Genomic DNA, 19,192 nt, shown 5'->3' with positions numbered 1-19,192 from the left:
GATCAAGTACCTCGCCGTGCCTTGGTTATCCCTCACATTACATTGATCGGTGGAGGACAATTAAATATTTGGCAAAAGGTATTTGATTTATTTTTGTTAATGATTGTGCCTGCTACGGCAGCGCTAATCCCACTGCGCCGGCGTAGGCCATTATGAAGAATACCCAGCCATCAATGAACGATATGGCGCCTGCTGCCTTGGCTAGCATGGGTTTCCCGGCATAGTGAGCAGCGGCTAGCAGTATTCTGGCCTCCTCCCCGCCTTGAGGGCGAGGGTTCCCCGAGGTCTAGAGGGTTACGCCCCATTAATGGGCGCTACTCGATTATGATCCACAATAAAGGAGAGAGGCTTCCTCACTCTTGAAACTACTATACCTGTAGCCTTCTTCAAGATATTCAATGCACCATTCAAGTCACTATGCAATTTATGCCCCTTAGGGCAATTAACTACTCCCCTCGGCCCCCTCACAACCTCAACACCATGATAAGCACAGATACGTGAAGTATTATACTCAATGACCTCAAACACACGAATACCGTATTCTTGAGCCTTCAACTCTATGGTATTCATCAACTCTCGATAAGACCACAAGTTCACGGTGAACTTATTACCCTTATCCTGAGCAATGTTGAAGGGATACCCCAAGTAGATCGTTGAGACGCCTAGTTCGTGAAGTGTCTTAAGCAAGTGGGAAGCAAAATTCCTATACAGGTGGAGAAGTCTCCTGGTTAGTTTCTTGAATAGTCTCCTCCTCTCCCTATTAAGCTCATAATACGCCTCATACTCCTCTAGATTCATCACCCAACTCACCCCTATACTTCCCATAATACTTCATACGTCCCCTTTAGGTCCACTTTTCCTCCGTGGAAGAATTGTTGCCTCCTCTCGTAGTTAACCTCATTGAAGAGTTTGGCGGAGGTGTCGGCTAGCCTCCTCAGCTTCCTTTCTTGGAAGCCGTTTGGTAGGAGGCGAACCACATTAGTCCTCCTATTATTGTTTTAATTTCTTTGGTGCCTTCTCCCGGTATTGCGGGGGGAATCGGCCTCCGCTCCTCATTCAAGGAATTGACCGGGGGAGGGCATCCTGAAGAGAGGTGTTTAGGCTTAAAAAAAGTTTTCTATAAGGGGGTTATCCATCCCCGGCCCTGATGGGGCGAGGCTTTCCGCCCCCTTAACCCCCATTTTGGTAAATTTTAAAAAGGCATAAAATAGGGAGTGCCATGGCTAAGAGAGGAGGCCCGAAGACAGTTGGAGTGTCATATAGATATCATATTACTCCAGGGGTATTCGCTAATAGCCTGGTTACTGTAGTTGATAATAGCGGCGCCAAGATAGCTAGGGTGATAAGCGTTATAGGAAATAGGTCTCATGGAGTTCACAGGAAGATACACAACGCTGGCGTGGGCGATATGATTGTGGTCAGCGTAGTGGAGGGGAAGCCGGAGGTAAGGAAACAAAAACTGAGGGCAATAGTGGTTAGGCAAAGAAGGCCGTTTAGGCGGCATGACGGCACGTGGGTGGCCTTTGACGATAATGCAGTAGTCATAGTGAGCGAGGAGGGCCAACCAAAGGGCACTGAGATTCATGGTCCAATAGCAATGGAGGCTGCACAACGCTGGCCTCAAATAGCGTCACTGGCGGCCCTCGTTATTTAATAAATTTAAAGTGATGACAGAACACGAACTGATCTATGACTGAGGGATTTGAACGCTGATAAATAATCGCAATCCTTGCCTTCTAATCAAGGAAAGGAAGGATCCCCACAATTGTTGAGTGCGATTCCATGGGGTTTTCCAAGAGCTTCTATGATGAGATTCCAATACCGCTAATACCTACATATCGCTAAAAATAGCTGGAAAAAGCTTAAGGTTCAACCTAATTCCAGAATACCAATGCATTAGCTCCAATATTTAAATATAGAAAAACGTTTTACTTTCGTGATGAACACCAGACCTCTGATTAAGTGAGGATTGGTATTACAGCTGATGTTAAACACTTGCTGGAGGAGCCTCAGCAACTCAATAAGGGAATAACATTCGAGATCTCAAGAAACAATCACCGCTCAAGGCGGGGGATCAGAAGTACAATAATATCATGGATAAAAAGAGTCAAAGCTCCTTCTAGCAAGGGAATCAGCTCACCCAATCTTTTTGTACTCGNTTATTCTAATTACAGATAATTCATTGTTTAGCGAATTGATTAATCTCATGCCTGCGTCCACATCTAGGCTGGCATATAGAATAGCGTCATTGCCATTTAATTCAAGTTTATATTGAAGTCCATTATAATAATGCTTCATAAAATAGTCTATCAATGTTAAGTCGCTCATTAATTCCTTATTAGAATGTCCAAGGAAGAGCCCATNTCCAATCAACAGTCTGTACTTTAGAGTTAATTCCTTGATCCTAGTGCTAAGCCCAGCCAATCTGCCAAGCAGGAGATACCCAATCATTAATCCAAACATCACTTCAATTACGGCAATTATTATGATTATCGAAATTGGATTATCGCCTATCAACTTAGATGCCCCAATTGCCACAATTATTAAAAGTATTACGCCAAAAATCGACGCAATTAAATCCTTCGAATCCATAACAATATTACAAATTACCCTTTAAATTTTTATCATTAAATCATATAAAATCTTTTACCTATTGTGCTGCTTGATTTGATTAGAAGGGATGCAGAAGATCTCGATCAATAAAAGCGAGCATATCACTGAAGCAGTGCTAATTATAATTATCGTGGAAGCATGCCTCTAATTATTGGTGATTCATAAATTATTTTACAAATACCTTTGAGGGGGCAATTCCCACAATCCTTCTGAGGGGGCGTGGCTGATGAGAGCATGTTCTTTACTTGCTTTACTTGCTTTATTGCATTACTTATCCGTTCTGGACTAGCATTAACTTGGGTCCTCGAATTCATATATATTATTTCCGCATCATTTACCCGCTCATCTAGTAATCCCACATATGTTAATACCTGTATCTCATGTGCAGAATGCGGCTTTCCCGTCTTCAATTCAAGTATGTCTATCGTATCATCATCGTTATATACCACTATATCGGGCTTACCCACTACATCATCGTCCTCTATCTTCATTTCGGAGATCACTGTTTTTCCAAGCGTTGATTTTAGGTAGTCCTGGTACTGCTTATGCGCGATTTCTCCGAATGCTATTCTACGAATCCAATCCAGCCTAGTTATCATTATTCCATACCTATGTTCAATCCATGCCTTATATGGGCAAAAATTATATGAAGAAACCATGCTTGGGGATGCATTAATGCTCTGGCGTGGAATTACAACTATATTATCGCTGAAGAATAGAATTACCGACTTCACATACTCATCCATAACTTCCTTTATTGAAGAATCACTAACCCTTACTACATCTCTAAGCAATGGATACACGAGGAATAAATCCATAGAGAAATATAAATATTACATTTCTCTTACCAGAAAACCCCATTAGGTGGATTAGTTTACTTCAACTTCATTCTCGTATCTAAAGGGCAAGACATTCCTTGGCTTGTGAACCATGAAAAATATTCGGATTATATTTATATTTATTCAAGGCGCGAGATATGCTATGAAGGCTTTGGTTTTTCATGGTCGCGGCAGCAGTCCAGAAAAAATAAACTGGTTAACTAGGCCATTTAAGGAGGCTGGATTAGAGGTAATTGCGCCACCCATAATGGAGGNTGAGGATGGATTAGAAATCGGTTCTAAAATAATAAAATCGGAACGGGACCCAGTGATAACGGCTGGCCACTCAATGGGTGGAACAGTCGCCTTACTGCTCGCCACTAGATTCCCCAATAATGTTAAGTGCTCTATTGTTGTATCAGCTCCAGTTGATAGATTACTTCAATTGAAGTATTTAGAGGAGGGGGCTGAGGGAACACTGCGTCGATCAATATATGAGGAACTGCGCAGGAAGTACCCACGAGACGAGTACTTCATTGAGACATCCCCGATAAATCACATTAATGAATCGACGCCGCCCATACTATATATATGGGGCACCGCCGATGACGTGGTTCCTCACAATNAATTAAAAGCATTAGAGGCAAGGACCACCAAGTTGGTTAAGGTAATAGTTAATGGAATGACTCACACACCTCGCNCGCAGCACTTAGGCGAGATAAATAATGCAATAAGGCAATTCCTCTCAAGCAATTGCCGCTAGAATCATGATTTTTATTCCCCCATAATAGATAAAATCCTTGACATTTTCTCTAATAATGATTTGAAATTCACATTAATTCTGGCTTTATTGACTGTTTTTCTTAATCATTGGGAATGGTATTACTTCCTTTATTGAGCTATTACCAGTTAGTATAATAATTAATCTATCTATTCCCAGCCCTAACCCCCCGGTAGGCGGCATGCCGTAACTCATTGCCGTAATGAAGTCAAAATCATAGGGATGTGCCTCTTCATCTCCCTTCTGGAATCTTCGTTGCTCTTCTTCGAATAACTTATGTTGGAGAACCGGGTCATTAAGTTCAGTATACGCATTAGCCAACTCCATGCCGGCTATATAAAGCTCGAATCGCTCTATGAGGCCCGGCTTTGAGCGATGAGGCTTACAGAGAGGCGTTGTTTCCAGTGGATAATCTATAACGAAGGTCGGCTGAATCAGGTTAGGGGTCACTAGTTTATCGAATAGCTTCTCTATCATTAATCCCCTAATGTATTCTCCCCCCCTCGGAACCAATCCATGCTTATCCATTAAGCTCTTCAGGTCTTGATCGCTCATGTCGTCAACTCTCGTCCCAAGAACCTCGCTGAGAGCATCATTCATAGTTACTCGCCTAAATGGGGGTTCTAACGATATTTCCATTGATTGATACTTCACGCGATTCGAATTAAGGATTTTTGTCGATACATGNCTTATCATGTCCTCCGTTAACCTCATTAAATCATTATAGTCGGCGTAAGCCCAATAAAGCTCCATTAATGTGTACTCGGGATTATGTGTTACATCTATATCCTCGTTTCTAAATACCTTACCTATCTCAAATACCTTATTAAATCCACCTNTTATGAATCTCTTCAAGTAAAGCTCTAAGCTGATTCTGAGGTACCAATCCTCATCCAAGGCATTTACGTGGGTCTTAAACGGTTTTGCTAATGCACCGCCGTAAACCGGTTGAATGACTGGGGTCTCCACCTCCATGAATCCCTTGGAATAAAGGAACTCCCTGAGCTCCTGGGTAGCCTTGAATCTTATATACATGGACCTACGGGCAGATGCATTGTATAGGAAATCCAAGTACCTATGGGAGTATCGCCACTCTGTTGTATAGCTGGACCAGTCGGGCGGATCCAAAAGAGCCTTGGCTAGTAACTTGTAGTCAAGCACTAGTAGGGTGAGCTCGCCCTTCATCGTATAGAATAAATTGCCCTTAACTCCGATTATGTCGCCTCTATCTATGTACTTAAGGAATAAGTCATACTTATCGCCCAACTCGTTGATTCTTAGATATAATTGAAGTCTTTCCCCCTCATCAAATATATCCACGAATGTTGCCTTACCATGAGGCCTAATATTAGCTATCCTACCGGCCGTGCTGATGTTTGATGCTATTATATTCATTTCCCTTGTGGGGCCATTAAAAGGATGAGCGGCGCCCAGTTCCCGCACCTCATGTATTGTATGAGTTACCTCATACTTATGTGGGTATGGATCAATACCCGCATCCCTAAGCAACTTAAGTACTTGAAGCCTTTCCTGATTCCATTGTGGAGCTGACACTGCTCAGCAATGAGCCTCAGCATTTAAAGCTTTAGCAGGGCCAAGGCAATTAATTAGGGAAGGCAAATAATATTTTCTCTAGACCGATTAGTTTAATAATTATTCAAGAATTATGAGATGCATGGAATTATCAAGTCAAGCATTTAAGCCTGGCGATTTAATACCAGTTAAATATACCTGTGATGGAGAGGACATATCCATACCGTTAACATGGAGCAAACCCAGGAGCCAACCTAAATCATTTGTGGTGATAATGGATGACCCGGATGCACCAATGGGGACATTCACTCATTGGGTTCTATATAATATTCCTCCCACCATAACATCGTTGCCGGAAGGAGTACCAAAACAAAAAGAAACTCCTCAAGGTCTCCAGGGCATCAATGATTTCGGGGAAGTCGGCTATGGTGGACCTTGTCCCCCAAGGACTCATCAACCTCATAGGTATTTCATAAGGCTTTACGCACTTGATGCTGTTCTAGACCTTAAGGGAGGCGCAAGAGTAGATGATGTGAAAACCGCCATGAATAATCATATAATTGAAACCGTAGAACTAATGGGTAGGTATGGCAGGAAAAAATAAGGGAGTTTACGGGCTTATAGTTAGTCTAATTAACAAATCAATTGTACTTCACCACGAGTTAGAGCCAGGTAATTATGCATATATAGGTCGCGCCATGAATGGACTGGAAAACAGGTTGAGCAGATACATGAAACCCATTCGAAAACCACATTGGCACATAGATTACCTATTAATGATTGCCAGACCCATAGCCATAGTGACTGCATTAACCGAGGATCCCCGCATGGAACATGAAGCAGCATGTATCTTGGCATCTACCAATAAGTATATACGGGGATTCGGTTCCACGGATGATGATTGCCCTTCCCATTTATTCATGGGTGAGGNAGATGATGTGGTAAACGCATTCGCTAGTCTTGGTTTGAGGCCTAACGTGAATTATTTGGGCTGATAAAACGAACGACAAACCTCGCCCTTCAGGGCGGGGAGGAGGTCAGTTCAATCGATGAGAAGAGAAACTTATTATCACTTATTCTATTAACCTCCACAGCGAATGCCTTACCGAATGAGTAGTTCAATATGCCATTTATGAAGCCCAAGAGGAATTGCGAGTTAGCATCCGAATCAAATGGATCAGTGACCTGGATCCTAGAGTAATCGGGCGTTGCATTATAATCGTTGAAGTAGCCCATGGCGTTCGCCATATCCATTACTAGAGAAACAACATAGTGNCCCCCATTAATTATCGATGCATCATTCAATATCGACGCGGCATAATCAAACCCAAACCTGAAGAGCGAGTACCTTGAGTATAAATCATTTACTCTCCGTGTAAACGATGCAATTAAATTCTTCCTAATTAGCGCTATGATATCCATATTCATTAATGGAATCGACCTAATTAACTCTATCTCCGGTAACTTCATTGCTTCATTTAATGATTCCTCGCTGATGCTTCCTTCCACCTCTATTANCGCTGCGCTTCCTCTCCGTATTATTTGAAGAAGCACTGAGTCCCTTGATATTATATTGATCAAGTTAATTAAATTCGCCTTAGGCAAGCGTAGTTTAACTATTAACCAGACCATGCATTACGTCCACAGAAAACAAATAATAAACTATCGTCTATTTTTCCCCTCATTAAACGCCATACAGATGCTGTAGTATAAATATTTAAATGCAGATTAACTGGCAGCCCCATGTTTAATCCCCCTCATTGGTTAGAGGAATTAAGTGGGGAAAGCAAGCCTCTTGAGAAGGCCATTCATGGCGATAAATTATCGGTGAATGAAATAGCTGATTTAATTCAGTCGCCTTTTCATGCATTGGCGGCTGCAGCCGATTACTTCGCGCGATTAGTTAAAGCGAATAGGGGAAGTTTCATCAGGAACATTTATTTAACATATACGAATATCTGTGTAACTAATTGCACGTTTTGTGCCTTCTATGCTAGGCCGGGAAGCGAACGTGGTTATGTATTGGAGCCGCGGCGGTTGGCTTTAATTGTGGAGAGGGCTTGGAGGGAAATGGGGATCAAGGAGGTTCACATGGTTGGGGGCAATAATCCCGACCTCGAATTCAGTTATTATGAGGAGCTAATAAGAAGCATTAAACAGGCTGCGCCTAATATAAGTCTAAAGGCATTCACTGCCGAGGAAATATGGTTTATTTCGAAAACAACGGGCAATAGCGTAAGGGAGGTGCTGGAGAGATTTAAGGAATTAGGGCTGGATGCAATGCCGGGCGGTGGAACCGAGATCCTGGATATCGATATACAGAAACGCATTGCGCCCCTGAAGGCTAGTCCAGAGGATTACTTATCGGTTCAGGAAGAGGCCCATAGGTTAGGCATAAAAACCAATTCCATAATGATGTATGGACATATAGAGGAGCCAATACATGTGGCGAGGCATATAGCTAAATTAATTGAGCTCCAGAGGCGGGCCCCTGGACTTGTATCCTTTATACCTGTTAGATTTAATCCAGGCAATACGCCGCTGGGTAGAATAATTAATGGAAAGGCTAGGCTGGATGGCCAATATGATCTAAGGATAATAGCTGCTTCCCGCCTAGCCATGCTTGGATTAGTTGATAATATAGTTGCGTATTGGGTGTCTATGGGCGATAAATTAGCCCAGGCAGCGTTGGCCCACGGTGCAAATGATCTAGGTGGAACATTTTATAACGAGGCAGTTATATCGGCGGCAAGCGGCAAGGAAGCCGCAGGCAAGAGGGCTGGGGAATTAATCTATATGCTTAAAAGTGCTGGTTGGGATCCCTATGAGCGGGATACAGTTTATGAGCAATATACGCCCATTGGCGATGCATTGTGACGATATATGTGGTGCCCCCATATAGATACGCTGCTCCCCTAATAAGAAGTCTTCGCGACGCTGGAATAACTATACTCACCGCGCTACCGCCTGATGCCTACTCTATGATAAGGAGAGGAGAGGCAGATGCTGGATTAGTGCCAATACGTATGTTGATAGATGGGGAATTAATGCCTGTGCCGGGCCCTATGGTATACAGCCATGATGAGACCATGAGCGTATTAGTGGTATCGCATGAGAGGCTCAATCTACATGAATGCAGATCGGTGGTGGCTTCGCCGGAGAGCCGATCGGCAATTACATACTTATTAATTGCAATTAGGAAGCTAGGCCTCGAGGTCAAGTTCATGGTAGGTTCAAGCCCGCGTGCATCTGATCTCTTATCAATTGCCCCATGCGCATTGGTTTTAGGCGATGAAGCACTGAGGGCGCGTCGCTTCTTTAACATAGTTATAGATGTAGGTGCATTGGTCAAGAATAGTCTTGGCATAAGTCCGGTATATGCCGCAACAGGTGCATTGCCAAGCAAGGCTGAAAGCATTAGCCTGGACCATATTGAACCTAGATTTGATCCGTATGATGCGATTGAGACAGCCAGAGTAACTGGTTTAAGCATTGAGGAGTCCAGGAGGTACCATGAGTCGATAATTAAGTTAAAATATGATGAGAGGTTATTAAGTACAGCCATGAATTTGCTAAGTGATGGCATTGCCATTCATGGGCTAACAAGGAATTAGGGATTAAATAGTATTTCATTAATGTTGGGGCAATGTTGGATTATACACACGGGGAAAACCTCGCCATTTATGGCGGGATGGTGGAAATACTTTAAATATTTGATATGGGGGTCGATTTAGTGATTAATATGGCTAAATTAGTCATTGCCCATACCCCGGATCCAGATGATGCCTACATGTTTTATGGATTAGTGAGCGGCGCTGTTTCTGTGCCTGGATTCGATGAGGTGGAGCAGATAGTTGAGGATATAGAGACCCTAAATAAGAAAGGGATAGGAGGCTGGAATGTTGATGTAACTGCGCTGAGCGCTCATGCGTATGCATATGTTATGGATAGATACTACTTATTGAGGACCGGCGTAAGCATGGGGGAGGGATATGGTCCTATGGTTGTTGCCAAGAGAAGGATGCAATTAAGCGGAATAAAAATAGCTGTTCCAGGGGAGTACACCACTGCTAGGCTACTACTTAAGCTAGCCACTGGCGGTAACTACTCCGAGATTTTCGTGAGGTTCGATAAGATAATTGATATGGTGCTGAATGAAGAGGTCGATGCCGGATTGTTGATTCACGATGCGCAATTAACATATAGCGACATGGGTCTATTAAATATATTCGACTTATGGCAGTGGTGGAAGAGAATATCTAATGGCCTTCCCATGCCTCTAGGTGTGGATGTCGTTAATAAGAGGCTTGGAAGGAGTGCAGCGATCAACATAAGGAAGGCCATACAGGAAAGCATTAGGTATGCATGGAACCATGATGAAGAGGCAATTAATTATGCATCCAAGTTCTCTAGAACCGGGAGAAGAATAGGGGAATTCGTTAAGATGTATGTAAATCAAAGAACCCTTGATATGGGCGATGATGGGATCAGGGCCCATGAATTGCTTTATAGGCTTGCCCATAGCATGGATTTGCCGGGAGGCACAATAGAGGTCGCTTAGTTTGCACTAATTGAAAATGTAATAATTGCTGACCTACTCCCTGCCCTTGGAAGGGGCGGGGTTTGTCGTTTGTTTTATCAACATATCCGCGTTTTATGTTCAATTAAATTTAAAAGAATCATATTGGCAATTACCATTATGGAACTGGAATTAATTATATATAAATACATTTTATTTTTATTACTACAAATATAGATAGTTCTACATTTAATTAGTCCTAGGTGAGAAAAAATTTTTAAGGGATAACTATCGCTATTCGTTATGCGCGGTTTATCTAAAAACCGTGGAATATCAAAAACAGTACTAACTGCAATAATAGTAATAGTGGTAGTAGTTATAGTTGGTGCAGTAATGGCTACTTATCATCCATCCACGGTAACTACCCCAACCACCACCTCGCCGACTCCTGTGACTACTACTTCCACCACGACTCCAGTAACAACTTCAACTACTACCTCTACAACGNCTCCAGTAACTTCTGTAACTGTGGTCTCCAATAAGACGATAACAATAGCTCCCCCTAACTCCAGCGAATTGATCGATATATCGTTGACTTTCTCGCCGGATGCATTAGATCCAGCAACCGGCTTCTATACGGTTGACACGAGTACATTTAATTCCGTATATCAGGGATTAGTGACTTGGAATCCCAATAATTACTTCCAAGTGGAGCCAAGCCTTGCCACAAACTGGACAATAAGCCCGAATTACAAAACCTATACGTTCACGCTTAGGAAGGGCGTTTACTTCTCTGATGGCGAAGCATTCAATGCAACCGTGGTTTGGTTCAGCCTATACCGTACAATAGTAATGGGGCAAGGTGTCGGCATATCGAATTACCTTAGATTGCTCTTCAGCGCAAAGCAATTCATAGCAACTGGTTATACTATACCATGGGGTGCATGCAATGCTTTGTCTAACGTTACTGGAAATACAGCCTATTTAAACAATGCATCCCTATGTGCAAATGCATTGGCTAATGTGTTAAGCAACTTTAATGTTCATAATTCCACAATTCAGAAATTAATGAGTTACCCCAACCAGGGAGNTGTTGTTCTAGGTCCTTATACAGTTCAAATAAATCTGCTTCACCCCTATAGGTTATTCCTGCTCGATTTGGCTGCTTGGTGGGGTTCCGTGGTCCCGCCGGGCTATGTTGATGCACACGGCGGTGTACAGCCAATGACAACCAATAGTTATACTGATCAATATGGTTTGCCTGGAACTGGACCATACGAGATATATAAGGTTGTTGGAACTCCAGGTGAATTCACGGAGATCATACTAAAGGCCAATCCCAATTATTGGGGCAATAATTATCCAAACGGCACTTTACCTGTATTGGATCAGCCGGCTCACATACCGATAATAGAGGAGGAGATAGCTTTATCTCACACGGATAGGGTTAGTTTATTTGATTCCAATGACGCACAGATATCAACGGTGTCTCCGCAATTCTTTGGGCAAATGTATGATGGATATGAGTATTCAAAGTACTTGGCTCCGCAAGATATAATATCCTTCTTCGGCTACATGCCGGCCGGCGTCCTCTATATATCTATGAATAACGCAAGATGGCCAACTAATATAACTGACTTTAGGTTGGCTGTAGTACATGCTATAAACTCGACTGCATTACTTTATACCTATTATTCACCACTGCTGCATAAGTTGCTGGCCGAAGAATATCTTGGTCCATCTAATCCACAATATGCGCCTCTTGGATTCTATGATCCAGATAATTTGCCCAATTATACTTATTCACCTAATCTAGCCATTGAGTACTTAAATAAGTCCGGTTGGCAGGGAGACTTCTATACCGTATTACCTAATGGAACTGAAATAGGTAACCCCAATGGGCAAAGGCTGCCTACAATACCGATAACAGTAATTCCGCCGGTCACTCCCCTTGCTGAAGAACAATTAACCATAATCAGTCAAGATCTGAACCAGATAGGAATACCAACTACGATAAGCTATGCAACTACCGCGGAGACCGATCAATGGACGGCGCCAAGTACTACTGCTAGAATGGTTTCGCTGGGTTGGGTGCCAGATTGGCCTGACCCGATTTATCAATTAATGTACTCCATACTCAATGTGGCTAATGGCGGTATTTCCGGCAATATGGCTTGGTTCAATAATTCAGTCGTCAATAACTTGACTGCCACTGCGCCATTTATCACGAATGCACAAGAGCAGGAGCAAATGGTTGCTGAGATCTATAACATTACATATAATGAGGCTCCATATTACTGGTTACCGTGGCCTGAGTACTACCTCTTTACACAGCCATATCTGAAGGGCATTACTTGGACGTGGGATGATTACTTCTACAATACCATGTATTACCAGCCAGTCACGATAAATATAATTACGTACTCCAACGGAACCCAAGTGACTAAGGTACTTAATTAATGATCTAAGAAATATATCTATTTTCAAAAATACTTATTTTCCCAATATTTATTGATTTATTATAGAAATACATAAAATTTAAATAATATTGCCATTGGTGCGTTTATATGGCTGGCTCTGGGTTTTTGGTATTCCTGCTGCGCAGGATAATAAATGCATTTGTAACATTAATATTGTTAATATTGCTTATGTTTGTAATGGTTCACGCGATCTATAGAAACCCCCTTGGCACTTGCACGCCTTTATGCCGGCCCCAGGCCTACCATGGCTCAGTTAGAAGCCATAGTTAAGCAATACAACTTAAATGCGCCACTTTATATTCAGTTCTTTAATTATCTATATGATATATTCACAGGCAATCTTGGGTATGATCCGATATACAAGGAACCAGAGGCAACAATAATAATGCATTACTTGCCCATTACGTTATCATTCACTATACCCGCCGTTATACTGACCGTCATAATAGGAATGACACTGGGGGCAGTGGCTGCCGGCAACAGGAATAAGGTACCAGATTACTTAACTCGTGCCTTCTATATATTTACTTGGTCATCACCGCCGTACTTCATTGCATTATTGTTATTGCTCATATTCGCATTCTGGCTGCCGGGCATTACACATGGAGCTATTGGATTGCCGGCTTCCGGTTACGTTAATGAATTATTGCCGGCTCCTAAGCCAATAACCGGTGTTCCGTTAATTGATTCATTAATAGAATCGGATTGGCCATACTTCATTAGTTACTTGGAACATATGATACTGCCCATGCTTGCTGTAGCGTTGTATAGCTTCGGTATATATACAAGGATGGCTAGAAATACTATGCTTGATGTGTTGGATAGCGATTATGTTAGATTAGGATACGCAAAGGGTTTATCCAAGAGAAGAGTGGTGTATGGCATAGGTCTCCGCAACGCAATGATACCGCTTGTGACGCTAATGGTTCTTGCATTTGCACTATCTTGGTCTGGAGCATTTGTTGCAGAGGATGTATATGCATATCATGGCATGGGCTATATAACAACCGTTGCAATAACTAGCGTTGATCCATTAATGATATATGATATAACGTTTTTTGTAGGAGTCTCGGTTATCGTGGCTAACTTCATAGCAGATATACTGTATGGAGTTTTAGATCCGAGGGTGAGGATCACATGATGGAGCAACAGTCAACCGAGAAACAAATCGACATACTTGGATGGATCCGCCTAATAGCTAGAGACCCAGCTGGTTTGCTGGGATTAGTGATAGTTTCCGCATTCGTTATATGGGCTATTATTCAGGGATCACTTGAAATACTTGCTGCTGAGATGCATGATCCACGCCTTGCAATTCTCCTACTGCCCCATAATCCACTTAGCATATCTCAGACCACATCTCTTTTGCCGCCATCTTGGAAATACATAATGGGAACAAATGCAGATGGCCAGGATATATGGTCCAGGATATTATATTCAATACCATATAGTGCAGCTTATCCCGCATTTGTGGTAGTATTATCGGCCATATTAATTGGTTCATTGCTTGGAATAGCCGCCGGCTACTTCGGCGGTTGGTGGGATGAGGTATTGATGAGAGTTACAGATGCATTTTTATCAGTACCAGCCATAGTGCTTGCAATAGTTGTGGCCGTATTACTTCATGCAAGCTTCATAGGAATGATATATGCATTCATCATAATTTGGTGGCCAATATATGCTAGATTATTTAGAGCTGAGACTCTTCGAGTCAAATCCATGGATTTCATAGCAGCTGCCCAATTATATAGGGTATCTCCGTTAAAGTTATTCACGAAGTACCTGTTCATAAATACAGTTGACCCGATAATAGCGTACGCCATGCTTGATTTCGGCAATGTCATATTAACCGCCTCCATACTTAACTTCATAGGAGTAGGCCTCCAGCCAGGCACCCCTATATTGGGCGAAATGGCTTCTGATGGCGTTTCCTATGGCTTCCCAAGATATTGGTGGTGGGCGATATATCCCAGCTTAGCGGTATTAGTGATAGCGCTGGGCTTTGTTTTGCTTGGAGATAGGTTACAGGACATAATAGGNGGGAGAGGTGCATATTAAGGGTGATGATATGCTTCTGAAGATCCGTGATCTTAATGTTGGGTATAAGACTATCTTCGGAAAACTAAATGTGCTCAGCGATGTTAATCTCGATATAGATAAAGATGAGATAGTTGGCATAGTTGGGGAGAGCGGAAGCGGGAAATCAACTCTGGGTCACACAATAACTAGGCTTCTACCGCCAAGCGCAATAGTATCAGGCTCGGTGCATATAGATGGGGTTGACATGCTTTCCCTCAGCGAGAACGCCATCACTAAGTATAGGGGGACAACTGTATTCATGATTCTTCAGAATCCATTCACTAGCCTTAACCCTGTTAAGACAGTTGGTTACCAATTGCTTGAAGCCGCGCGCATACGCATGCAGCGAGATGGCGAGGCATGGAACGAGGATAGGGGGTATGATGCCTCCATTAATGCGCTAAAGGAGCTGAGGTTTCCTGATCCCGAGGTAATAATGAGGAAGTATCCCCATCAATTATCCGGGGGACAGATACAGAGGGTGGTGCTGGCCATGGCGCTCATACTTAAGCCTAAGGTCTTGATAGCTGATGAACCGACATCTGCACTTGATGTAACAATTCAAGCCCAGGTAGTTAATCTATTTAAGGACCTCAACAAGGAATTAAATACTGCCATACTATTCATAACGCACGATATTAGCCTAGCATATGTCATCTCCACGAGACTAGTTGTACTTTATGCCGGCAGGATAATGGAGGATGGCGAAGTTGATTCCGTAGTTAAGGAGCCCATGCATCCATATACGCAGAAATTAATAGCTGGAGTCCCCGACATGTCTAAGTTCACTACTCCCGACGTGAGGTTAGAATCAATACCGGGCCAACCGCCATCCTTCATGAATTTACCAAGCGGCTGCAAATTCAACCCTAGGTGTCCATTTGTGAAGGATATTTGCAAGAGCCAGGAGCCGCAACTGATTAAAACTGATTCAAGGAGAATGGTGAGGTGCTGGCTATATGAGTGACTTAATAAAAATAGAGAACGTTAAGAAGTATTACCTAGCGTATAAGATAGGGATACTGGATAGGCTTGCAGGCAGGAAGCCCGTATATGTTAGGGCGGTTGATGATGTGTCCCTAGAAATTAGGGAGAGCGAGGTCATGGGCCTCATAGGGGAGAGCGGAAGCGGGAAAACGACGCTGGGCAAGTTATTAGTCACTTTAGAGCCAGTGGATAGCGGCAAGTTTTACTTCATGGGCAAGGAGGTAAATAATTCGACAATCAATTTCGTGCGGGACAATGTCGCAATGGTTTTTCAGAATCCCTATAGCTCACTAAATCCCAGGCTTAGCGTGAGAGAGATAATCTCTGAACCATTAGGCCATATAGACGATAAGAGGGTTGCCGAGACCATGGAGCTAGTTGGATTAAATTATAAAGAACACGCACGCAAGAGACCGCGGGAATTATCTGGCGGACAAGTCCAGAGGGTTGCAATCGCTCGGGCAATAGTTAAGAACGCTAAGTTCATTGTTTTGGATGAGCCAACCTCAGCATTGGATGCATCGCTTCAAGCCCAGGTGCTTAATTTATTGCTTGACATAAAGAGCAAATTGGGCCTCACATACCTATTCATAACTCATAACATGGCTGTGGCTTATTATGTGGCTGATAGGGTTGCAATAATGTATGCCGGCAAGATAGTTGAGTATGGAGAGAAAGAGAAAGTATTCAGGAAGCCCGCCCATCCATATACCCAATCATTGATGTCGTCAATACCTAAGATGAGCGAGAAGGACTTAAAGCCGCCCTCCGGCGAGGTTCCGAGCCTAATTGATCCGCCGCCGGGCTGTAGATTCAATCCAAGGTGTCCATTTGCCATGGATATATGCTCAAAGAAGGAACCGCCCTTAATAGATTATGAGGGACGGAAAGTGGCTTGCTGGCTATATAACAAGTAGGAAATGCTTATACTTATAGGTTAGGCCCTTGTCTTTTTCACTTGCATAATAATTACTGCCAGCGTAGCAAGGATGATTGCAATAATTATATATGTATCGCCTAACTTAAAAACATTGCTTATCAGGCTCCATTTTTGGCCTAAATAGTATCCCATTACAGTTAAACTGGTGATCCATATGATTGATCCAATGAATGTATAGAGCATGAATTCTCGAATATCCATATTGGCTATCCCGGCCGGTATTGATATTATTGATCTAAGGCCAGGAATAAATCTGGCTATTAAAATCGATATTTTACCCCTAGTGTTGAACCAATGCTCGGCCCTTGCTAATTCCTGTTCCCTAATCCCCAAGTACTTGCCGATCCTAAGTACAAGCGGTCGACCGGCTATTCGACCGATCCAATAATCAATGAGTGAACCAAGCAATGATGCTGCCGTGGATACCAATATCACTAGGGTCAGATTCATATAACCCAGAAATGATAAGTATCCCTCATATGGTAATATCAATTCGCTTGGCACTGGAAACGAGGCTGATTCCATCGTCATCAATATAAATGCGCCAATATAACTGGTTTTTTCCAGCACATATAGTGGCCCATCAAAAATAACTAGCCTAATCATGATCGCCATATAATTGATATACTGGGCAATCACTGGATTTACTTTGTCCAGTGCTGGATCGATAATCGGCGTTTCTGTAATATCTAGAACTATGAGCATAGCTATGATTATAGATATCATGCCAAACCCAAATCCCAGCCTATTCATTAATTGAATTGAGCAAGTTAGTTTAAAAATGTTGTCTCCATGCCTCAAATCATTCACTGAAACCCCACCTTGGCTTCCCCACAGTCCTTAGAGACCCGCGTATGTATGGGATATTTGCTGTACCTTTCGGGATAATTCTCCCCGCACTGGAGTGCTTCCACCTAGTACTTCCATTCTCATGGGTCTCCTCATATATGAAACGAATCTTAGAATCATGTCCCTCTCATCTCCGCCACATCCATGCCAAACTCCTCTAAGTCTCATCATGGATCATCTCCAACCTACACAGCCCCTTAAAGGGTGGTTACTTAACGTATAGAATGCAGGTTTGTGATTCTAGCCCAGCCGCATTCAGCAATGATAATGCACCGCTGCCTGGTGCAATTACTATTACCGCCAAATTTTTTGATCCCTCTTCTAGCGTGGAGTGAATAGTTAATGTCTTTATATAGGCGTTTATGGAGCTAGTTACCGTAACTGAATTGCTTGCCGTACTGGTTGGAATTATGGTGGCTAGGCTCCATGAATTATTGCCTATGTTGAGTACCGTATTAAATGCTATTAATGGTCCTGCGTGGTTTGGAATTATCAGCAAAACATAGACTTGTGGAGACTGCGTCTGCTCCCAGTTAAGCATCTGATTACGCGTTGCTTGGCTAATGGTGCCGCTTCCAATTAGCGTTGCATTGTTTGCTTGTGGTATTAGGGTTAAGTTGCATGATACACCATTGGTGAGGTTACCATATAGGGCCATGTACGTTGATGCGATTTTATACTCGTACTTAATTTGGTTATAGCTTGAGTTAAGCGAGTTAAGCGTATTGTTGAGTTGACTTATTTTCTGACTAAGCAATGAATTATTCAGTTTGAGGGCTGAATTTGCGCTTATTATGTTGCTTAATTCAGTGGTGAGAGACTCGTTTCTATTGGTTAGTAAGGACACTGTTTCCTTATAGGAANTGATTTCCTGAGCTAATACAGTATTATTATTGAGTGATTGCGTTAAGTTGGCTCTGCAGTAATTCAATTGAGCGGACTCCACCATTAGTTTGTTCGTTAAGTTAAGGTAGGTCCTATTAAATCCAGCATATAAATTGCTTAGTGTGTTTAATGATATAGATACTTGGGTATAGCTTGAGTAGAGCGATGCATAAGCCGACTCAAGCCTGGAATACTCGTAACTTAATTGATTATATGCTATCCGTGTTTCCGCATATAAATTNATGTACAACACTATCATGGCGGCCAATGCAATTACCAGAGCAACCAAGAGAATACGCTCTGTATCCACTTAATTATTTGGAAAACAAGTTTATTAAATCTATTGATTCGGCATAATGAATCATAATATAAATAATTTATATATTCATGAAACGCCTTGCAAGCCACCGGCCATGTGTGAGCTGGCTCCCACCCACACATGGTTGGAAACCCATCAAGCAAAGGCACACAATTCAGACCCTTCCCATCCTCCCTTATTCTCCTTGGATACAAGTATTTTACGGGTTAGCCTAAATTTAAGGTAGTCTAGTTAGGATAAACCCTTATACTCTATTTTATCCCTGACCGGTTCTGCCTAAAATTTTCAAGTGATTAGGCGCAATGTGGAGGCCGTGGATAAGGCTGCCCAATTAATTCAATGAATCCATGCCAGCTGGATTAAATGGATAAGCATATTAATAAAACGAA

At 42.5% G+C, this 19,192-nt stretch carries 18 protein-coding genes and 1 pseudogene; 12 read left to right on the top strand and 7 right to left on the bottom strand.

The features are described 5' to 3' along the window. Window positions 1-294: 294 nt before the first annotated feature. Window positions 295-798: a hypothetical protein gene (locus tag AT710_05405; GenBank protein ID KUO91900.1), complete on the bottom strand. Its 504-nt coding sequence runs from the start codon at window positions 796-798 to the stop codon at window positions 295-297. 421 nt (window positions 799-1,219) lie between these two features. Between AT710_05405 and AT710_05400 the strand changes: the two genes are divergently transcribed. Next, the gene (locus AT710_05400) at window positions 1,220-1,654 is read left to right on the top strand and encodes a 50S ribosomal protein L14 (protein KUO91899.1); all 435 of its coding nucleotides are present in this window, start codon (window positions 1,220-1,222) and stop codon (window positions 1,652-1,654) included. 482 nt (window positions 1,655-2,136) lie between these two features. Here AT710_05400 and AT710_05395 read toward each other — a convergent pair whose 3' ends face one another. Together AT710_05395 and AT710_05390 are read right to left on the bottom strand one after the other, a co-directional pair. Further along, window positions 2,137-2,592 (bottom strand): hypothetical protein, encoded by a 456-nt coding sequence (locus AT710_05395; protein ID KUO91898.1) that lies wholly within the window; start codon window positions 2,590-2,592, stop codon window positions 2,137-2,139. 146 nt (window positions 2,593-2,738) lie between these two features. Next, window positions 2,739-3,431 (bottom strand): hypothetical protein, encoded by a 693-nt coding sequence (locus tag AT710_05390; protein KUO91897.1) that lies wholly within the window; start codon window positions 3,429-3,431, stop codon window positions 2,739-2,741. A gap of 163 nt (window positions 3,432-3,594) precedes the next feature. Here AT710_05390 and AT710_05385 point away from each other — a divergent pair, with 163 nt between their 5' ends. Next, a complete protein-coding gene (locus AT710_05385; GenBank protein ID KUO91896.1) occupies window positions 3,595-4,194 on the top strand; it encodes a hypothetical protein in 600 nt (199 codons plus the stop codon). 84 nt (window positions 4,195-4,278) lie between these two features. Here the strand turns inward: AT710_05385 and AT710_05380 are convergent, their stop codons facing one another. Beyond that, complete coding sequence (locus tag AT710_05380) at window positions 4,279-5,766, bottom strand: lysine--tRNA ligase (protein ID KUO91895.1); 1,488 nt, start codon at window positions 5,764-5,766, stop codon at window positions 4,279-4,281. A gap of 121 nt (window positions 5,767-5,887) precedes the next feature. On the opposite strand from AT710_05380, the gene AT710_05375 reads away from it, so the two are divergent. Then, window positions 5,888-6,349 carry a phosphatidylethanolamine-binding protein gene (locus tag AT710_05375; protein KUO91894.1) on the top strand — a complete coding sequence of 154 codons (462 nt, stop codon included), beginning with the start codon at window positions 5,888-5,890 and terminating at the stop codon, window positions 6,347-6,349. Then, window positions 6,333-6,740: a hypothetical protein gene (locus AT710_05370; GenBank protein ID KUO91893.1), complete on the top strand. Its 408-nt coding sequence runs from the start codon at window positions 6,333-6,335 to the stop codon at window positions 6,738-6,740. Before AT710_05375 ends, AT710_05370 begins: the two co-directional genes overlap by 17 nt. A 25-nt stretch (window positions 6,741-6,765) precedes the next feature. Here the strand turns inward: AT710_05370 and AT710_05365 are convergent, their stop codons facing one another. Next, window positions 6,766-7,377 (bottom strand): hypothetical protein, encoded by a 612-nt coding sequence (locus AT710_05365; protein KUO91892.1) that lies wholly within the window; start codon window positions 7,375-7,377, stop codon window positions 6,766-6,768. A 111-nt stretch (window positions 7,378-7,488) separates the two neighbouring features. Between AT710_05365 and AT710_05360 the strand changes: the two genes are divergently transcribed. From AT710_05360 to AT710_05325, 8 genes and pseudogenes are all read left to right on the top strand, one after another. Continuing rightward, entirely contained in the window at window positions 7,489-8,622 is a 1,134-nt protein-coding gene (locus AT710_05360; GenBank protein KUO91891.1) for a hypothetical protein, read from the top strand. Beyond that, on the top strand, window positions 8,619-9,359 hold the full coding sequence (locus AT710_05355) for a hypothetical protein (protein KUO91890.1): 741 nt from the start codon (window positions 8,619-8,621) through the stop codon (window positions 9,357-9,359). The genes AT710_05360 and AT710_05355 overlap by 4 nt, the downstream gene beginning before the upstream one ends. 128 nt (window positions 9,360-9,487) lie before the next feature. Continuing rightward, complete coding sequence (locus tag AT710_05350; GenBank protein ID KUO91903.1) at window positions 9,488-10,306, top strand: hypothetical protein; 819 nt, start codon at window positions 9,488-9,490, stop codon at window positions 10,304-10,306. A 261-nt stretch (window positions 10,307-10,567) separates the two neighbouring features. Continuing rightward, complete coding sequence (locus AT710_05345; protein ID KUO91889.1) at window positions 10,568-12,724, top strand: peptide ABC transporter permease; 2,157 nt, start codon at window positions 10,568-10,570, stop codon at window positions 12,722-12,724. Window positions 12,725-12,831: 107 nt separating this feature from the next. Then, window positions 12,832-13,885 (top strand): annotated as a pseudogene (locus AT710_05340) (peptide ABC transporter permease). Beyond that, the gene (locus tag AT710_05335) at window positions 13,885-14,802 is read left to right on the top strand and encodes a peptide ABC transporter permease (GenBank protein ID KUO91888.1); all 918 of its coding nucleotides are present in this window, start codon (window positions 13,885-13,887) and stop codon (window positions 14,800-14,802) included. Before AT710_05340 ends, AT710_05335 begins: the two are co-directional and overlap by 1 nt. Before the next feature lie 10 nt (window positions 14,803-14,812). Then, window positions 14,813-15,790, top strand: a complete 978-nt coding sequence (locus AT710_05330) for a peptide ABC transporter ATP-binding protein (GenBank protein ID KUO91902.1) — start codon at window positions 14,813-14,815, stop codon at window positions 15,788-15,790. Continuing rightward, entirely contained in the window at window positions 15,783-16,727 is a 945-nt protein-coding gene (locus AT710_05325; GenBank protein KUO91887.1) for a dipeptide/oligopeptide/nickel ABC transporter ATP-binding protein, read from the top strand. The genes AT710_05330 and AT710_05325 overlap by 8 nt, the downstream gene beginning before the upstream one ends. A 20-nt stretch (window positions 16,728-16,747) precedes the next feature. Here the strand turns inward: AT710_05325 and AT710_05320 are convergent, their stop codons facing one another. Next, the gene (locus AT710_05320) at window positions 16,748-17,356 is read right to left on the bottom strand and encodes a hypothetical protein (protein KUO91901.1); all 609 of its coding nucleotides are present in this window, start codon (window positions 17,354-17,356) and stop codon (window positions 16,748-16,750) included. Window positions 17,357-17,807: 451 nt separating this feature from the next. Further along, window positions 17,808-18,794, bottom strand: a complete 987-nt coding sequence (locus tag AT710_05315; GenBank protein KUO91886.1) for a hypothetical protein — start codon at window positions 18,792-18,794, stop codon at window positions 17,808-17,810. Between the last annotated feature and the right edge of the window lie 398 nt (window positions 18,795-19,192).

It is taken from the genome of Thermocladium sp. ECH_B (assembly GCA_001516585.1).
Classification (GTDB): Archaea; Thermoproteota; Thermoprotei; order Thermoproteales; family Thermocladiaceae; genus Thermocladium.
This window is presented reverse-complemented; position numbering and strand designations above follow the sequence as displayed.

Excerpts from the sequence above, each read along its gene's own strand:
- AT710_05325 (KUO91887.1), top strand. The coding sequence starts at position 15,783 with ATGAGTGACTTAATAAAAATAGAGAACGTTAAGAAGTATTACCTAGCG.
- AT710_05405 (KUO91900.1), bottom strand. The coding sequence starts at position 798 with ATGAATCTAGAGGAGTATGAGGCGTATTATGAGCTTAATAGGGAGAGG.
- AT710_05350 (KUO91903.1), top strand. The coding sequence starts at position 9,488 with ATGGCTAAATTAGTCATTGCCCATACCCCGGATCCAGATGATGCCTAC.
- AT710_05400 (KUO91899.1), top strand. The coding sequence starts at position 1,220 with ATGGCTAAGAGAGGAGGCCCGAAGACAGTTGGAGTGTCATATAGATAT.
- AT710_05390 (KUO91897.1), bottom strand. The coding sequence starts at position 3,431 with ATGGATTTATTCCTCGTGTATCCATTGCTTAGAGATGTAGTAAGGGTT.
- AT710_05320 (KUO91901.1), bottom strand. The coding sequence starts at position 17,356 with ATGATTAGGCTAGTTATTTTTGATGGGCCACTATATGTGCTGGAAAAA.
- AT710_05360 (KUO91891.1), top strand. The coding sequence starts at position 7,489 with ATGTTTAATCCCCCTCATTGGTTAGAGGAATTAAGTGGGGAAAGCAAG.
- AT710_05330 (KUO91902.1), top strand. The coding sequence starts at position 14,813 with ATGCTTCTGAAGATCCGTGATCTTAATGTTGGGTATAAGACTATCTTC.
- AT710_05375 (KUO91894.1), top strand. The coding sequence starts at position 5,888 with ATGGAATTATCAAGTCAAGCATTTAAGCCTGGCGATTTAATACCAGTT.